The sequence below is a fragment of the Mariniflexile litorale genome (assembly GCF_031128465.2).
Taxonomy (GTDB): Bacteria; Bacteroidota; Bacteroidia; order Flavobacteriales; family Flavobacteriaceae; genus Mariniflexile; species Mariniflexile litorale.
Genome location: NZ_CP155618.1, coordinates 659,807 through 675,847 on the forward strand (window position 1 = coordinate 659,807; position 16,041 = coordinate 675,847).

A 16,041-nucleotide genomic window follows, 5' to 3' on the forward strand; every position below is an offset into this window, starting at 1 on the left:
TGACGACTTAAAAGTCGTCACTGCGCCTCTCACACCACCGTACGTACGGGTCTCGTATACGGCGGTTCACCAAATTGAAGTTTGCGTATTATTAATGTAATCTAACAAAGGTTTATACCCTTTTCGTTTAAGCCTAGAAACTGTAATAGTCGTCTTTAAAATAGGACTTTGAGCGACTGCCCAACCTCCCATTCTGGTGCGACTCCAAGCATAGGCTTGTCCGATTTCTATACCTAATCGAATGAGATTTTTACGTTTCCTCTCTAGCTTTTTCCAATCGTGCCAAATACAATAGCGTAACCGATTTCTTAACCATTCATCTAGCTTTTTAACTTTTGCATAGATGTTAGTTAAGCGGTAATTATTCATCCAGCCTCGACAGACTTGATTAAGCCGATCCAGACGTTCGAATAACGACATGGGTTTGGTTTTCTTGGTGATACTTTTCAAGTTACGTTTAAACTTTGCCCAACCTTTCTTGGTTACCACTAGTGCATATTGTCCTTTTATACCCTTTTTATAAACGGGTACAAATCCATGCCCAAGTAACTCAAAGTTTACAGGTCTGCGAATGCCGCTTTTGGCTTTATTTATAGGTAGTTTAAGTCTATCTCTTAAAAAGATAAACAGTTTATTTCCTATAGTTTTTGCCTCGCTTTTACTTTTTGCGTAAACACTAAAGTCGTCTGCGTAGCGAACATAGCGCAAGCCCATGCTTTTCATTTCTTTGTCCAAAACATCTAACATAATGTTAGATAATAAGGGACTAATGGGACTACCTTGAGGGATCCCTTTTCTGCGCTTTTTGAGTGTTCCATCTATTAAGATGGGCGCTCTTAACCATTTTCGGATTAATCGCAAGGTGGTTGGACATTTTACTTTGCGGTAAATAAGTTGAAGTAAGATACAGTGGTCTACTTCATCAAAGAACCCTTGTAAATCAATATCTACAATATCTTGGTAACCATCATTGATGTAGCCTTGTGCTTGTAATACTGCTTTTTGGATGTTCTTTTGTGGGCGAAATCCATAACTAACAGGTTCAAAATCATATTCAAAATGAACCATTAATTGTTGACTTACCGCCTGTTGTAGCCACCTATCTACTACTGTTGGTATTCCTAATAATCGGGTTTTACCCGGTCCTTTTGGAATGGTTACTCCTAAAATTGAATTTGGCACATAGCTATTTGTGCGAATTGTAGATAATATAAGCGAACGGTTTTCCAATATGTATGCCGAAAGTGCCGTTGTTTTCATACCATCTACGCCGTTCGCTCCTTTATTGCGCTCCACTTGGCGTGTTGCTTTATAAAGGTTTGTTGCTGATAATACCTGTTCAATCATAGATTCAATAATTCGTGTACTCCTGTTGGTTTAAAACTAGGCTAGCTAAGCATCCTAATCGAATTCCAACGTAATTTAATGTTTAGTCCTTCCTTACCCGTGAGACCTGTACAATTCTTGTTGCACCTCGTTTCCTGTAAGTACTATGACTTCTGCTGACTTCTCTACTTAACCAACTCGTAGTTGTAGAGATCTCCCCAGGTAATGGCATCTTCTTTCTCTCAATCCCTGCCGTATCTACATATTTACCCTTTTGTTAATCTTAGGGCGTTACAATGATGTGCTTGCTTACCCAAGTAAATATGCCTCTGTATACGGTTTCTGTTCGTCAGTACCGAGTTTTGTAGTTTCGCTTCCTTCACTCCATGTCTCACGACACACGAGCTTGCGACTTACTAATGCTTCAGGACGTTACTCCTGCGCATAAGGGACTTGCACCCTATAGATTAATTATTTACCTTTCGGTAAAGAAAAGATGCCCATGCTGGGCACACACATAGTATATAAAACATAGCTTTTACAGGCTTCCAGTGAGGTTTGAGTATATTTATGAAGTCCTCCAAATTTTTTAATTTGGCTTTTTGAGAAAGTAAGATAAAAAGAAAATTAAAAAATTCGGCTCGTGTATAATCCGAAAAGTTAGCGTCTTTTTACACGCCACGTTTCATATACAAGACCGTCAAACTGTCTAAAAACCTATTTTTCAACAACTCATAATTTGCCTTAAAAATCGCTCATTAAAATTGCGTATATCCTTTGTTTTTCATATTTTTATATATGAAATTCATCAACGGCTCCAACAGAAACCAACTCCCACTTTTTGCTTCTTCAATAGATGATGCCATTGCCCAAAACAATGAGGTTAGGCTCATAGACCTTTTTGTAGACAGCCTTAAACTCGCTGATTTTGGATTCGATTTCGATTTTGTCGAAAATGGAAGACCAGCTTACCATCCTTCGGATCTGCTCAAACTATTCATTTACGGATACCTTAATCGCATTCGCTCCTCACGAGTCCTCGAGAAAGAATGTCAACGCAATATTGAGCTTATGTGGCTCTTAAAAAGACTTGTTCCTGATCATAATACTATTGCTAATTTTCGCAAGGACAATACTAAGCCCATTGCTAAGGTTTTTCGTGCCACAGTAAAAATGGCCTCGCACTTTGAGCTTATTGGTGGCACATTGGTCGCTGGAGACAGCACAAAACTTAGAGCACAAAATTCCAAGAAAAACAACTTTAACCCTGCAAAAATAGAACGTCACATTGCATACATTGATGCGCGATTAGAAGAATACGCCTTGGCTTTGTCTAAACAAGATGGAGATACTAATAACAAAAAAGTCATAACTAAAAAGATTAGCAAACACCGTTTACAAAAACAAAAATACATCGCATATCAAAATACCATAGACTCCACTGGAGTAACCCAAATATCGACTTCCGATCCTGATAGTCGTCAAATCATGACCCGAAACAACATCTCGGAAGTAGCCTATACCGTGCAAACAATTGTTGATGCCCGCCATAACATCCCGATTGATTTTAAAGTGACCAACCAAAACGATTCCAAGGCCATGGGAGGCATGCTACGCAGAACAAAGACCATTTTAAGAACAAACAATTTTACGGCTCTTTTTGATAAAGGATATCACACTGGAAGTGAATTTAATGCAGCTCATCAATTAGGTATTAAAACACTCGTAGCCATACCTAGTATAGGCAGGGCTTCACAAGCTCCGGACACAAACTACAACTCCGAACACTTTGCCTATTGCAAGGAAAACGACACCTACACATGTCCACAGGGAAATATCCTAAAAAGCAATGGCAGCACTTATAAAGGCAATAATTACACATTCAAGCAGTACAAGACCAAAAAATGTAAAAACTGTCCCGTTAGAGACCTGTGCACCACTGCCAAAGCCAATGGAAAAGTAATACAACGCAGTGAATACCAACATTACATTGAGCAGAATGCCATAAGAATGAAACAAGATCCAAAGGCTTACAAAAAAAGACAGGCTATCGTAGAGCATCCTTATGGCGTAATAAAAAGACAATGGGGATTTTATTATATCATGACCAAGAAGACCATTGAACATGCCTCGGCAGATGTGGGTCTTATATTTTCTGCATATAACCTGCGTAGAATATTCAACTTAATTGACCACAATTCTCTAAAAGAGTACCTAAAAAGGCTGTTTTTGATTTTTTACACCTATAGGACTGTTTTTAAAGCCTTTTGCCAAACCTATATCAATTCCAAAAACCAAAATATTTACCACAAAAAATATTATATGGTAGCTTAAACCACCTATTTTTACTTAATTTTAAATTAAAAAAATAAAAAAACGATAGTTTTTAGACAAACTGACGTTGGCGGTAATTTGAGAGAACTCATCTAAATGAAAGATAACTTTACAATATTTTATTCTTGGCAATCCGATTTAAAAGGAAAATTTAATAGAAATCTAATAAGTTCATCTATTGAAAAAGCTATAAAAGATTTAAAAAGAAATAGTCAAAATGATTTCAAACTTGAAATTAACCTTGACAGAGATACAAAAAACAAAAGCGGAAGTCCATCAATATTTACAAGTGAAAGTAAAATGAAATTTTAGCAGATACCATTTTTGACAAAATAGACATTTCAGATATTTTCATTGCAGATGTTAGTCTCATTAATAATTCTATAATAAATAAAGTTTTAAATTCAAGAATCAATCCTAATCCAAATGTCCTGATTGAATTAGGATATGCAATTAACAAACTCGGTTGGGAAAGAATTATTTGTATAAATAATCTTAAATATGGAAAAAATGAACTTCTTCCATTTGATATTCGAGGACATAGAATTACATCATATGATAGTCGACAAAAGAATAGTAAAGAAATACTTAAATCAACTTTAAAATCAGCGTTTTCGTCTATAATAAATGATTACACAAACATTGAAGACAGACACAAACTAACCGAATATAGACGTCACGACAAAATTATTTGGGAAAAGTTCACAGCCATTTGTTCTGAAACAATTTTATTTGATAGTATTTCTTCAGCTGTAAATAGTTTGTTTACTAATAAATATTATTTCGATAAATGGGACAGTTTTGTCGAATTCTATAGAATATCGGAAAATCATTTTATAGATAGAGATTTAAATCTCAAAACAAATGAATTCTTAAAAAAATTAAATAAGTTTAACTCGATTTGTATGTCAAAGTTTTTCTCTAAAAAAGATGATGCTATGGACGAAATAAGAGCTTTAAAAGATGCTGGCGTAGAAATAACAGAAGAAATTAAACTCGAATATTATCAAAGAGTAATTTATATAATAAAAAAAGACCCATTTCCAACTGAAGAATGGCGTGATGCAGACAAAAGAGTTATGAAAGTACAAGACGAGTTATTTGAAAAAGGAGAGGAACTAAAAGTAGCATATAGAGAACTTGTTCTAGAAATAAAAAGAAAAGGACTAAATTAAAAAACTACCGCCAACACCGTGTATAATTAATTGCTTTTTAAGTGCTTACTTGCGAAAATTCCTGCGGAATTTTCTCGGGTTCGTAAAAGTTTGCTAATTTAGTTGCTTAACCACGCAACTAACCATACACAATCACGTTCTACGCAATTTGACCAAACCAAGAAAATGATAGTAAAATATAAAAATTCCGTAATTGAAATAACAAATGAATCTGATTTGGATTCAGCGGAATTTGGTCAGAGATTTAAGAAACAATATCCAACCGATTTAGGACATAAATTGGAATATCAACCTTCCTCAAAACACGGAATTCGAATAACAGAAAACGGAATTGAAAAGTGTAGCGCATTATTGTTGGAATCTGGAGGAGCAACTGGAATTTCTGAAAATTCATTTCTAATTAAGAATGACCGAATTTATATTTGCTGTTCTGACCAAATATATTCTCTGAATTTAACGAACTTATCAGCTAATTGGAGAAATCAATATGACGTTGCAACTTGTTTCGGAATTTATGAATTTGACGAAGATTTTATCGTTCACGGAGAAATTCAAGTTAGCCGAATTGATAAAAATGGAGAAACTAAATGGAATTTTAGTGCGAGAGATATTTTTGTAAATCCAGACGGAAAAAAAGAATTTAAAATTGTTGAAAACAGAATTGAATTAATAGATTGGGAAGGTTATAAATATGAACTGAATGGAGAAGGAAAAATATTAACGGAAATAAAAACTGCGTAGAATCGAGTAGACGGGTGACGACTTAAAAGTCGTCACTGCGCCTCTCACACCACCGTACGTACGGGTCTCGTATACGGCGGTTCACCAAATTGAAGTTTGCGTATTATTAATGTAATCTAACAAAGGTTTATACCCTTTTCGTTTAAGCCTAGAAACTGTAATAGTCGTCTTTAAAATAGGACTTTGAGCGACTGCCCAACCTCCCATTCTGGTGCGACTCCAAGCATAGGCTTGTCCGATTTCTATACCTAATCGAATGAGATTTTTACGTTTCCTCTCTAGCTTTTTCCAATCGTGCCAAATACAATAGCGTAACCGATTTCTTAACCATTCATCTAGCTTTTTAACTTTTGCATAGATGTTAGTTAAGCGGTAATTATTCATCCAGCCTCGACAGACTTGATTAAGCCGATCCAGACGTTCGAATAACGACATGGGTTTGGTTTTCTTGGTGATACTTTTCAAGTTACGTTTAAACTTTGCCCAACCTTTCTTGGTTACCACTAGTGCATATTGTCCTTTTATACCCTTTTTATAAACGGGTACAAATCCATGCCCAAGTAACTCAAAGTTTACAGGTCTGCGAATGCCGCTTTTGGCTTTATTTATAGGTAGTTTAAGTCTATCTCTTAAAAAGATAAACAGTTTATTTCCTATAGTTTTTGCCTCGCTTTTACTTTTTGCGTAAACACTAAAGTCGTCTGCGTAGCGAACATAGCGCAAGCCCATGCTTTTCATTTCTTTGTCCAAAACATCTAACATAATGTTAGATAATAAGGGACTAATGGGACTACCTTGAGGGATCCCTTTTCTGCGCTTTTTGAGTGTTCCATCTATTAAGATGGGCGCTCTTAACCATTTTCGGATTAATCGCAAGGTGGTTGGACATTTTACTTTGCGGTAAATAAGTTGAAGTAAGATACAGTGGTCTACTTCATCAAAGAACCCTTGTAAATCAATATCTACAATATCTTGGTAACCATCATTGATGTAGCCTTGTGCTTGTAATACTGCTTTTTGGATGTTCTTTTGTGGGCGAAATCCATAACTAACAGGTTCAAAATCATATTCAAAATGAACCATTAATTGTTGACTTACCGCCTGTTGTAGCCACCTATCTACTACTGTTGGTATTCCTAATAATCGGGTTTTACCCGGTCCTTTTGGAATGGTTACTCCTAAAATTGAATTTGGCACATAGCTATTTGTGCGAATTGTAGATAATATAAGCGAACGGTTTTCCAATATGTATGCCGAAAGTGCCGTTGTTTTCATACCATCTACGCCGTTCGCTCCTTTATTGCGCTCCACTTGGCGTGTTGCTTTATAAAGGTTTGTTGCTGATAATACCTGTTCAATCATAGATTCAATAATTCGTGTACTCCTGTTGGTTTAAAACTAGGCTAGCTAAGCATCCTAATCGAATTCCAACGTAATTTAATGTTTAGTCCTTCCTTACCCGTGAGACCTGTACAATTCTTGTTGCACCTCGTTTCCTGTAAGTACTATGACTTCTGCTGACTTCTCTACTTAACCAACTCGTAGTTGTAGAGATCTCCCCAGGTAATGGCATCTTCTTTCTCTCAATCCCTGCCGTATCTACATATTTACCCTTTTGTTAATCTTAGGGCGTTACAATGATGTGCTTGCTTACCCAAGTAAATATGCCTCTGTATACGGTTTCTGTTCGTCAGTACCGAGTTTTGTAGTTTCGCTTCCTTCACTCCATGTCTCACGACACACGAGCTTGCGACTTACTAATGCTTCAGGACGTTACTCCTGCGCATAAGGGACTTGCACCCTATAGATTAATTATTTACCTTTCGGTAAAGAAAAGATGCCCATGCTGGGCACACACACCGTGTATAATTAATGGCTAGTTCTCGCCTACTTACGAAAATCCTCGCGGATTTTCTATTCGGTTTTTATTTGCTAAATTAGGTGCTTAAACACGCCACTAATCATACACAAAACCGTCAAACTGTCTAAAAACCTATTTTTCAACAACTCACAATTTGCCTTAAAAATCGCTCATTAAAATTGCGTATATCCTTTGTTTTTCATATTTTTATATATGAAATTCATCAACGGCTCCAACAGAAACCAACTCCCACTTTTTGCTTCTTCAATAGATGATGCCATTGCCCAAAACAATGAGGTTAGGCTCATAGACCTTTTTGTAGACAGCTTTAAACTCACTGATTTTGGATTCGATTTCGATTTTGTCGAAAATGGAAGACCAGCTTACCATCCTTCGGATCTGCTCAAACTATTCATTTACGGATACCTTAATCGCATTCGCTCCTCACGAGTCCTCGAGAAAGAATCTCAACGCAATATTGAGCTTATGTGGCTCTTAAAAAGACTTGTCCCTGATCATAATACTATTGCTAATTTTCGCAAGGACAATACTAAGCCCATTGCTAAGGTTTTTCGTGCCACAGTAAAAATGGCCTCCCACTTTGAGCTTATTGGTGGCACATTGGTCGCTGGAGACAGCACAAAACTTAGAGCACAAAATTCCAAGAAAAACAACTTTAACCCTGCAAAAATAGATCGTCACATTGCATACATTGATGCGCGATTAGAAGAATACGCCTTGGCTTTGTCTAAACAAGATGGAGATACTAATAACAAAAAAGTCATAACTAAAAAGATTAGCAAACACCGTTTACAAAAACAAAAATACATCGCATATCAAAATATCATAGACTCCACTGGAGTAACCCAAATATCGACTTCCGATCCTGATAGTCGTCAAATCATGACCCGAAACAACATCTCGGAAGTAGCCTATACCGTGCAAACAATTGTTGATGCCCGCCATAACATCCCGATTGATTTTAAAGTGACCAACCAAAACGATTCCAAGGCCATGGGAGGCATGCTGCGCAGAACAAAGACCATTTTAAGAACAAACAATTTTACGGCTCTTTTTGATAAAGGATATCACACTGGAAGTGAATTTAAAGCAGCTGATCAATTAGGTATTAAAACACTCGTAGCCATACCTAGTATAGGCAGGGCTTCACAAGCTCCGGACACAAACTACAACTCCGAACACTTTGCCTATTGCAAGGAAAACGACACCTACACATGTCCACAGGGAAATATCCTAAAAAGCAATGGCAGCACCTATAAAGGCAATAATTACACATTCAAGCAGTACAAGACCAAAAAATGTAAAAACTGTCCCGTTAGAGACCTGTGCACCACTGCCAAAGCCAATGGAAAAGTAATACAGCGCAGTGAATACCAACATTACATTGAGCAGAATGCCATAAGAATGAAACAAGATCCAAAGGCTTACAAAAAAAGACAGGCTATCGTAGAGCATCCTTATGGCGTAATAAAAAGACAATGGGGATTTTATTATATCATGACCAAGAAGACCATTGAACATGCCTCGGCAGATGTGGGTCTTATATTTTCTGCATATAACCTGCGTAGAATATTCAACTTAATTGACCACAATTCTCTAAAAGAGTACCTAAAAAGGCTGTTTTTGATTTTTTACACCTATAGGACTGTTTTTAAAGCCTTTTGCCAAACCTATATCAATTCCAAAAACCAAAATATTTACCACAAAAAATATTATATGGTAACTTAAACCACCTATTTTTACTTAATTTTAAATTAAAAAAATAAAAAAGCGATAGTTTTTAGACAAACTGCCGTTGGCAACAATTTGGATACGATTCGTATTTGGTGTATATTTACATCAAATAATTGAATTATGGCAAGACAAAGTATATCATTCACAAAGCCAAACGATGAATGGCTAAAAACTCAAGTGGATAAAAAAGAGTATTCAAGTAAGAGTGAACTAATAAATGACTTAATTAGACAAGCCCGAAAACAACAAGTTGAAATTAACTGGATTCGCGCTAAATTGGAGAAAGCCGAAAATAGCGGGTTTACAAGTGAAAGTAAAAATGAAATTTTAGCTCTATCAAAGTCTTTACTTAATGACTAAATATAGATTAAGCAATGAAGCTAAAAATGACTTGATACGGATTCATCATTACGGTGTGAAAAAATTTGGAATAACTCAAGCGGACAAATACTTTGAATCATTTTTTAAATATTTTGAAATTATTACCCAAAGACCCTTTTCATTTGAATCGGTTGACTATATTAAAAAAGACTACAGACGTTGTGTTTGTGAAGTTGATAGCATTTATTTTAAAGTAAATGAGGATATTGTAGAAATAATGGCAATTGTCGGAAGACAGGATTTGAATGAAAAACTGTAATCTAAATTAATAAAAACTGTTGCCAATCGAGTAGACGGCTGACTACCAAAAAATAGCCAGTGCGCCTCTCACACCACCGTACGTACGGGCCTCGTATACGGCGGTTCGTAAATCATCATACCAAAGCTCTTTGCACCCTTGGCACTATCTTCTAATTTAAGCATAGGCTACCACTAGTGCTCCTATGCGAATTTTGAAGAGAATTACGTTCAGTCCTTCCCTACTTGTGAGTCCATCGGAGGTATTGCCTCTGCTCGTTTCCTGTAGGTACTATGACCTCTGCTGACTTCTCCAAATAACCAACTCGTAGTTTTGAAGATCTCCCCAGGTAATGACATCTTCTTTCTCTCAATCACTGCCGTATCTACATACTTACCCTTTTTATAATCTTGGGGCATTACAATGATGTGCTTGCTTACCCAAGTAAATATGCCTCTGTATACGGTTTCTGTTCGTCAGTACCGAGGTTTGTAGTTACCAACGCGCCAGCTGGCTCATTCGCTAAAAATGTCTACAAGACATTTTCTTAACGCTCTGCCCTCTTCAGATAAAACCTCACGGTTTTCACCCTTGCGACTTACTAATACTTCAAGACGTTACTCCTGCGCATAAGGGACTTGCACCCTCTAGATTAATTATTTACCTTTCGGCAAATAAAATGATGCCCATGCTGGGCACACACAAGGGCTAAAATCAATTGCTTGGGCATCGCTTACATGGAAAATTCCTGCGGAATTTTCCACTGGTTCGTTCCCTTTTGCTAAATTCACAGCTAAACGTCGCAACAAATCTTAGCCGAAACGTTGTAAAACATTTAACACAAATAACTATCAAATTAAACAAATGAAAATTATTAAACTTACACTTTTATTTATTGCAATCTCTACATTGACTAATTGTGCATCTGGCTACAAAATGATTGAGCCAAAATCCATTAATTACATTTCGACTAATGAAACCGATAATGTAAAACTTGAATACAAATACGATTTACTTGATAAAAAATACGCTAAAAAAGAACTAAAAAAAGGAGTCAAACTTGTTGCTATAAAAATAACTAACAATTCTGAAAAAGATATAATGTTTGGAAGAGATACGAAATTGACTTATGCAAATGGAAGTGAAATTTATGTAATGGAAAACGAAAAAGTTTTTAAGACTCTAAAACAAAGTCCAGCTTCTTATTTATGGTATTTGCTATTAACACCTATGAATTTTTATACGGCTGAAAACGGTCAGCAAACGAGTTCAACACCAATTGGACTTATAGTTGGTCCTGGTTTAGCTGGTGGAAATATGATAGCAGCAGGTTCTGCTAATAAAAAGTTTAGAACAGAAGTGTTGGAATATAATATTAATGGTACTTTGATTAAAAAAGGAGAAACTAAATATGGATTAATCGGAATTAAATCTGATTCATTCGATTCACTAAAATTGAAAATCGAGTAAAAAAACGTTTTACGACACCTAAAAACAATTGCGGTTTAGTGCTTAATCAATGGTCGTTGCGTGTTTGTAACGTCTGATTTTCCTTCGGAAAATCCTCGTATACAAAACCGTAACTATTCTTATATAAACGTTAGTCACAAGCTGAAAAAAATTGAGACAATTACCAAATTGGTAACTTTTTTAGTGTATTTGCGTCAAACAAGTATAATGTGCGAGTAATAGCGAAACGAACTTTACGAGATTTTTGGGAAAAACACGCTGATTGTGAAGAACAATTAAAAATCGTGGTATAGAGAAACCGAAAAATCCGAATGGAACAACATCAACGAATTAAAAAGTGACTATCCAAGTGCTAGTATATCAAAAGACAATCGAATTGTTTACAACATTAAAGGTAATAATTATCGTTTGATTGTAAAATTCAACTTTGAATACAGAATATGTTGGATAAGGTTTATTGGAACTCACGCAGAATATGACAAAATTGACGCAAATAACATCTGATTATGAAAATATCACCGATTAGAAACGAAAAAGACTATCAAAAAGCACTCGGAAGACTTGAGGATATTTTTGATGCAAAAAAAGGAACGGAAGAAGGTGACGAATTGGAAATCCTTTCAATCTTGATTGACCGATACGAAAATGAAAATTTTCCAATCGGAATGCCCGATCCAATCGAGGCTATTAAGTTCCGAATGGAACAAATGGGAATGAATCAAAAAGATTTAGCAGAAGTTGTTGGATTTAAAAGTAGAGTAAGTGAAATACTAAATAAAAAACGAAAACTGACTTTATCTATGATTAGAAAACTGAACACTAATCTACATATACCAACTGAAGTTTTAGTTCAAGATTATTAAAAATAAAGCCAGTGGCTAACACTGTGTCAAATATTACTATTTTAGACTTAACTAAAGGTCATTGCCAACAAGAATGGAAAATCCGTTTGACCATTAAAAATAATGAAATATTAAGAGAGCCGATTCTAGAAATAGTGAAAAATCAATTGGAAAATAATGCCCCTCCTGAAACAAAAATTACATATAACAAATTAACAAAGAATGGATACAATGACTTTCAATCCCGACAGATGATAGGACAATGTGTGGCTATAGAATTGTTTGAAATTATTAAAATGGGGTTACTATCTAAATATTCACTAAACACTATTTAGCTTTTAGGCTCTGGCTTTCTATCCATAAGACGGCGCTTTGTAAGATAGTGTCTTTTTTAAAGAGCATTATAGCTTAAAGTACTCACAATATGGATTATATTTATTTCTGTTCATGTACCCAACTATCCTTAAACATACTCTTGTCTAATTCTGAGTCTCTATACTTATAAGCCTCTGCTTTAGTTTTAAAATACGCAACGCTTATATAATACCTTTTTGTTCTTAGATTTTGAAAAACTTCAATATCTATATTATGTTTTTTTAAATTTTCTTTTAGTTTATCAACATTATGTTTATCATACAGTACATGTACTATAACATAATATCCTTGTATTATTTTAGATGAGTCTTCTGGGTTTCCAAGAATATTAACTTTATTCTGCTTCACTACTTTTCTATTAATAGAATCAACCTTTTTTTGAAACCTCTCTAATTCATCAATTCTATCAATGACTTCTTTTTTAGAAGCTTCTATGGAAATTTTAACTGAATCCAATATTCTATTGAAAGATTGTTGATTCTCAGCTACATTTATTTTTACTTCTTTATTTTCGGATTCCGATTTTAACAAATGTTCTATTGATTCAAGCTTGGATATAGTGTTTTTTTCAAAGACACTAGACGTCTTTTTTGATATAGGATTAATCCCTCGTATCCTCCAAATTAATCCAGTATTAAACTGATAATGATTTCCTAAACCTTCATCATTATTACTATTTAATTTACCTACAATATTAGTTGAAACTCCAAGTCGTGGTGAAATCCAATATCTAAAACCTCCTGTTAGGTTTAAACTGGTTTTTGTTACATTTCCAATAATATGGGCACCTGTACCAAAACCTAATAACACATTAAAATTCTCATTGTCAAATAGTAATTTATCTAAATATAGATTAGCAAAAATATCAGCACTATAATAATTTTTTAAACCCTCATTTAAATTTAACTTATTTGTAGAGAGGGTGATTGACGTAGACCAGTTACTAGTTATTGATCTTTCTGCTGTAATAAAAAAAGGAGTATTAAAATCTAAATCAGCTGAATCAAATGGCATTGGACCATTATTACTATTATCTATAAGGTTTGCACCAAATATGATATTGAATGAATAATTATCCACTCTTTTTGAAATCAATGATTGTGAGAAACATTTAATTGACGTCATCAACATGAATGGAATTAGTAGCATTTTTGTTTTCATAATTTCATTATTTATATTAAAATATATTAAACTTTTTTTTGTTTTTAGACGTGGCACTGTACCCATATCCATAGCCGTAATTGTATCCATAACCATATCCGTGAGATTTTTTATAATTAACTGCATTAACTACATAACCTACATTTTCAATACCTTGTTCTTCAAAAAGTTTTGAAGAATAAGTTATTAGATTCTTTTCCGTATAATCAGATCGAACAATATAGAGTAGCCCGTCGGCTAATTTGGAAATAATTAAAGTGTCGGACACCAATAGAGTCGGTGCAGTATCAAAGATGATATAATCATATGTTTTTTTTAATTCTTCAACAAGTAATTCTAAGCGTTTACTAGATAGAAGTAATGTAGGATTTGGAGGTATTTCACCTGCTAAGAGGATATCAAAATGATTAGACTTTATTGTAACCTTTTCTACTAAAGATTGCCAGCAAATAGAATCATCAATTAAATAGTTTGATAAGCCCTTGTCTTTTTTTGTTTTCCCAATAAAATTATGTAATTGAGGATTTCTAAAATCTACTCCCATAAGTAAGACTTTTTTATTTAATTGCGAAAAGCTACTTGCTAAATTAAAAGACACCAATGTTTTACCTTCTCCTTTTATGGCGGAGGTTACAAAAATCACATTTCCTAAATCTTTTTCTTTTTTAAGTATTATAAACTTAATATTATGGACTAACGTTCTAAAAGCCTCAGCCAGTTGACTGTTTTCTGCTTTTTTGTCTTGTTCTGTTATTATAGGAAGTTCCACCAAAACAGGCACTGCACTATTTAGCGTTTCAACATCCTTGTTTATAAAAATTTTAGTATTCAATTGCATTCTTATGTATAAAATCACAAATGGTATTAGCATACCTACAATTATAGCTACCAGATAAATAATTTTTCTTTTTGGAAATACTGGTGTTGAATTGGTAATACCATAATCTATAACTTTTAGATTAGATACCGTTACTGCTAAATTAATAGATGCTTCTTCTCTTTTTTGCAATAACAGTAAATACAAGCTTTCTTTTAAATTCTGTTGACGGTCAATATTTCTTAACACCTTTTCCTTTTGTGGTAGTGTTTTAAACATTCCTACGGCAGCTTGTTGAGCCTTTTCATTGTGTTTGAGTGTAGTTTCTAATTGAATTGAATAATCTTTTATAGATTTATTTACATTTAATTTTAGATCAACTAATGTTGATTTTAAGTTCTTCAAACTTGGATTATTCTTTCCTGCACTTTCTTTTATTTTGTTATATTCCAACACTACCACGTTGTATTTCTCGACTAGTTGATTAATAGTTTCACTCGTTAAACCTATGTTAGCTGGTAAAAGTTTAAAATCTTCTTCATTTTTTATACTAGTTAATAACTCATTAGTCAATAACAACTGTGTTTCAATATTAAATAATGCTTCATCCTTGAATGATCTTTTTTGAAGTGTTTCATTGGCATCAACTTCAATAAAACTTAAGCTATTTTCTTGTTTATAATTCTTCTTAGCTCGTTCTATAGAATCTAACTCTTCCATTAAATAATCAAATCGCTCATCAACAAAGGCAATTGTACGTTTTGAAACTTCTTGTCTATCAATAATACCGTCTTGTTTATATATATCGATAAGAGTATTTAAAACAGACTTAGCATACATGCTATTAGTACTTCGTAACATTAATTTTAAAATATCACTATCCTTACCGTCTGATTCTACTTCTATTGATTCTATTAAATTAAAAGTAGCATCTTCAACACTAATTATTTTGACATCAAAATAAGCGTCATGATTTAAGCTTAAGTCATGATTTTCGACAGGAGAAATTATAAAAGGAAAATCTTCTTTTTTGCCATTATACCAAAAACTGTCTGTTATTAACTCTTTTTCACTTAAAGTATTTGTTATTTTATATCCAGACTTCAAAATCTGGAGGCTGTATTTTAAGGGCTCTTCAATATTCTTACTAGGAGAAATGTATATTAAATTAAAGGGGGGATTGTAAATTTGCTTTGTTGCCAAGGTATTAGAATCATAATAAGCTATATTCAGATTCATTTTTTTAATAACCTGCTCTAATAAACGATAGGATTTTAAAAGTGCAATTTCATTTTCAACATTGATGCTAGATTTATTAAAAAGCTTATTAACATCTAATGAAAATTCTGGAGCTTCTTTATTATCTAATATTTTCACTTTTGCTTGAGTATTGAAAACCGGAGCTGTAAAACTGAGATATAAATAAGCACCTATCGTTGTGATTAAAACAGAAATTAAAAACCAAGGCCAAAAAATTATAAATTTGCTCAATCGTTCTTTTAAATCAAAATATTCTTCTTTACTATTTAAATCAAGTTGACTCTTGTTGTTCATAATTTTGCCGT

At 34.0% G+C, this 16,041-nt stretch carries 16 protein-coding genes and 1 pseudogene; 11 read left to right on the forward strand and 6 right to left on the reverse strand.

Annotated elements, in window-relative coordinates; genetic code table 11:
- Positions 1–66: 66 nt before the first annotated feature.
- Both ltrA (QLS71_RS02535) and QLS71_RS02540 read right to left on the reverse strand, forming a co-directional pair.
- Entirely contained in the window at positions 67–1,347 is a 1,281-nt protein-coding gene (gene ltrA / locus QLS71_RS02535; protein WP_308994028.1) for a group II intron reverse transcriptase/maturase, read from the reverse strand.
- Between the two features lie 737 nt (positions 1,348–2,084).
- Complete coding sequence (locus QLS71_RS02540; protein ID WP_348636640.1) at positions 2,085–2,219, reverse strand: hypothetical protein; 135 nt, start codon at positions 2,217–2,219, stop codon at positions 2,085–2,087.
- On the opposite strand from QLS71_RS02540, the gene QLS71_RS02545 reads away from it, so the two are divergent.
- From QLS71_RS02545 to QLS71_RS02560, 4 genes are all read left to right on the forward strand, one after another.
- Positions 2,179–3,660: an IS1182 family transposase gene (locus tag QLS71_RS02545; protein WP_348636623.1), complete on the forward strand. Its 1,482-nt coding sequence runs from the start codon at positions 2,179–2,181 to the stop codon at positions 3,658–3,660. The two genes, QLS71_RS02540 and QLS71_RS02545, sit on opposite strands and share 41 nt — an antisense overlap.
- A 96-nt stretch (positions 3,661–3,756) precedes the next feature.
- Positions 3,757–3,972 (forward strand): hypothetical protein, encoded by a 216-nt coding sequence (locus tag QLS71_RS02550; RefSeq protein WP_348636594.1) that lies wholly within the window; start codon positions 3,757–3,759, stop codon positions 3,970–3,972.
- Between the two features lie 593 nt (positions 3,973–4,565).
- Complete coding sequence (locus QLS71_RS02555) at positions 4,566–4,835, forward strand: hypothetical protein (protein WP_348636595.1); 270 nt, start codon at positions 4,566–4,568, stop codon at positions 4,833–4,835.
- 165 nt (positions 4,836–5,000) lie between these two features.
- Positions 5,001–5,576, forward strand: a complete 576-nt coding sequence (locus QLS71_RS02560; RefSeq protein ID WP_348636596.1) for a hypothetical protein — start codon at positions 5,001–5,003, stop codon at positions 5,574–5,576.
- A gap of 81 nt (positions 5,577–5,657) precedes the next feature.
- Here the strand turns inward: QLS71_RS02560 and ltrA (QLS71_RS02565) are convergent, their stop codons facing one another.
- Together ltrA (QLS71_RS02565) and QLS71_RS02570 are read right to left on the reverse strand one after the other, a co-directional pair.
- Positions 5,658–6,938 carry a group II intron reverse transcriptase/maturase gene (ltrA, locus tag QLS71_RS02565; RefSeq protein WP_308994028.1) on the reverse strand — a complete coding sequence of 427 codons (1,281 nt, stop codon included), beginning with the start codon at positions 6,936–6,938 and terminating at the stop codon, positions 5,658–5,660.
- 672 nt (positions 6,939–7,610) lie between these two features.
- Positions 7,611–7,745 carry a hypothetical protein gene (locus QLS71_RS02570; protein WP_348636640.1) on the reverse strand — a complete coding sequence of 45 codons (135 nt, stop codon included), beginning with the start codon at positions 7,743–7,745 and terminating at the stop codon, positions 7,611–7,613.
- Between QLS71_RS02570 and QLS71_RS02575 the strand changes: the two genes are divergently transcribed.
- The 7 genes and pseudogenes from QLS71_RS02575 (at position 7,705) to QLS71_RS02605 (ending at position 12,458) form a co-directional block, all read left to right on the forward strand.
- Positions 7,705–9,186: an IS1182 family transposase gene (locus QLS71_RS02575; RefSeq protein WP_348636624.1), complete on the forward strand. Its 1,482-nt coding sequence runs from the start codon at positions 7,705–7,707 to the stop codon at positions 9,184–9,186. The genes QLS71_RS02570 and QLS71_RS02575 overlap by 41 nt on opposite strands.
- Positions 9,187–9,312: 126 nt before the next feature.
- On the forward strand, positions 9,313–9,552 hold the full coding sequence (locus QLS71_RS02580; RefSeq protein ID WP_308990354.1) for a CopG family transcriptional regulator: 240 nt from the start codon (positions 9,313–9,315) through the stop codon (positions 9,550–9,552).
- On the forward strand, positions 9,545–9,832 hold the full coding sequence (locus QLS71_RS02585; protein WP_308990355.1) for a type II toxin-antitoxin system RelE/ParE family toxin: 288 nt from the start codon (positions 9,545–9,547) through the stop codon (positions 9,830–9,832). The genes QLS71_RS02580 and QLS71_RS02585 overlap by 8 nt, the downstream gene beginning before the upstream one ends.
- 843 nt (positions 9,833–10,675) lie before the next feature.
- Positions 10,676–11,281 (forward strand): hypothetical protein, encoded by a 606-nt coding sequence (locus QLS71_RS02590; RefSeq protein ID WP_308990356.1) that lies wholly within the window; start codon positions 10,676–10,678, stop codon positions 11,279–11,281.
- A gap of 209 nt (positions 11,282–11,490) precedes the next feature.
- Positions 11,491–11,785: pseudogene (locus QLS71_RS02595) on the forward strand (type II toxin-antitoxin system HigB family toxin).
- Positions 11,786–11,787: 2 nt separating this feature from the next.
- The gene (locus QLS71_RS02600) at positions 11,788–12,144 is read left to right on the forward strand and encodes a helix-turn-helix domain-containing protein (protein WP_308990357.1); all 357 of its coding nucleotides are present in this window, start codon (positions 11,788–11,790) and stop codon (positions 12,142–12,144) included.
- 11 nt (positions 12,145–12,155) lie between these two features.
- Entirely contained in the window at positions 12,156–12,458 is a 303-nt protein-coding gene (locus QLS71_RS02605) for a hypothetical protein (protein WP_308990358.1), read from the forward strand.
- A gap of 100 nt (positions 12,459–12,558) precedes the next feature.
- Here the strand turns inward: QLS71_RS02605 and QLS71_RS02610 are convergent, their stop codons facing one another.
- Together QLS71_RS02610 and QLS71_RS02615 are read right to left on the reverse strand one after the other, a co-directional pair.
- On the reverse strand, positions 12,559–13,659 hold the full coding sequence (locus tag QLS71_RS02610) for a hypothetical protein (RefSeq protein ID WP_308990359.1): 1,101 nt from the start codon (positions 13,657–13,659) through the stop codon (positions 12,559–12,561).
- A 16-nt stretch (positions 13,660–13,675) separates the two neighbouring features.
- The gene (locus tag QLS71_RS02615; protein ID WP_308990360.1) at positions 13,676–16,030 is read right to left on the reverse strand and encodes a polysaccharide biosynthesis tyrosine autokinase; all 2,355 of its coding nucleotides are present in this window, start codon (positions 16,028–16,030) and stop codon (positions 13,676–13,678) included.
- Between the last annotated feature and the right edge of the window lie 11 nt (positions 16,031–16,041).

Excerpts from the sequence above, each read along its gene's own strand:
- ltrA (WP_308994028.1), bottom strand. The coding sequence starts at position 1,347 with ATGATTGAACAGGTATTATCAGCAACAAACCTTTATAAAGCAACACGC.
- QLS71_RS02540 (WP_348636640.1), bottom strand. The coding sequence starts at position 2,219 with ATGAGCCTAACCTCATTGTTTTGGGCAATGGCATCATCTATTGAAGAA.
- QLS71_RS02550 (WP_348636594.1), top strand. The coding sequence starts at position 3,757 with ATGAAAGATAACTTTACAATATTTTATTCTTGGCAATCCGATTTAAAA.
- QLS71_RS02555 (WP_348636595.1), top strand. The coding sequence starts at position 4,566 with ATGTCAAAGTTTTTCTCTAAAAAAGATGATGCTATGGACGAAATAAGA.
- QLS71_RS02560 (WP_348636596.1), top strand. The coding sequence starts at position 5,001 with ATGATAGTAAAATATAAAAATTCCGTAATTGAAATAACAAATGAATCT.
- ltrA (WP_308994028.1), bottom strand. The coding sequence starts at position 6,938 with ATGATTGAACAGGTATTATCAGCAACAAACCTTTATAAAGCAACACGC.
- QLS71_RS02570 (WP_348636640.1), bottom strand. The coding sequence starts at position 7,745 with ATGAGCCTAACCTCATTGTTTTGGGCAATGGCATCATCTATTGAAGAA.
- QLS71_RS02580 (WP_308990354.1), top strand. The coding sequence starts at position 9,313 with ATGGCAAGACAAAGTATATCATTCACAAAGCCAAACGATGAATGGCTA.
- QLS71_RS02585 (WP_308990355.1), top strand. The coding sequence starts at position 9,545 with ATGACTAAATATAGATTAAGCAATGAAGCTAAAAATGACTTGATACGG.
- QLS71_RS02590 (WP_308990356.1), top strand. The coding sequence starts at position 10,676 with ATGAAAATTATTAAACTTACACTTTTATTTATTGCAATCTCTACATTG.
- QLS71_RS02600 (WP_308990357.1), top strand. The coding sequence starts at position 11,788 with ATGAAAATATCACCGATTAGAAACGAAAAAGACTATCAAAAAGCACTC.
- QLS71_RS02610 (WP_308990359.1), bottom strand. The coding sequence starts at position 13,659 with ATGAAAACAAAAATGCTACTAATTCCATTCATGTTGATGACGTCAATT.
- QLS71_RS02615 (WP_308990360.1), bottom strand. The coding sequence starts at position 16,030 with ATGAACAACAAGAGTCAACTTGATTTAAATAGTAAAGAAGAATATTTT.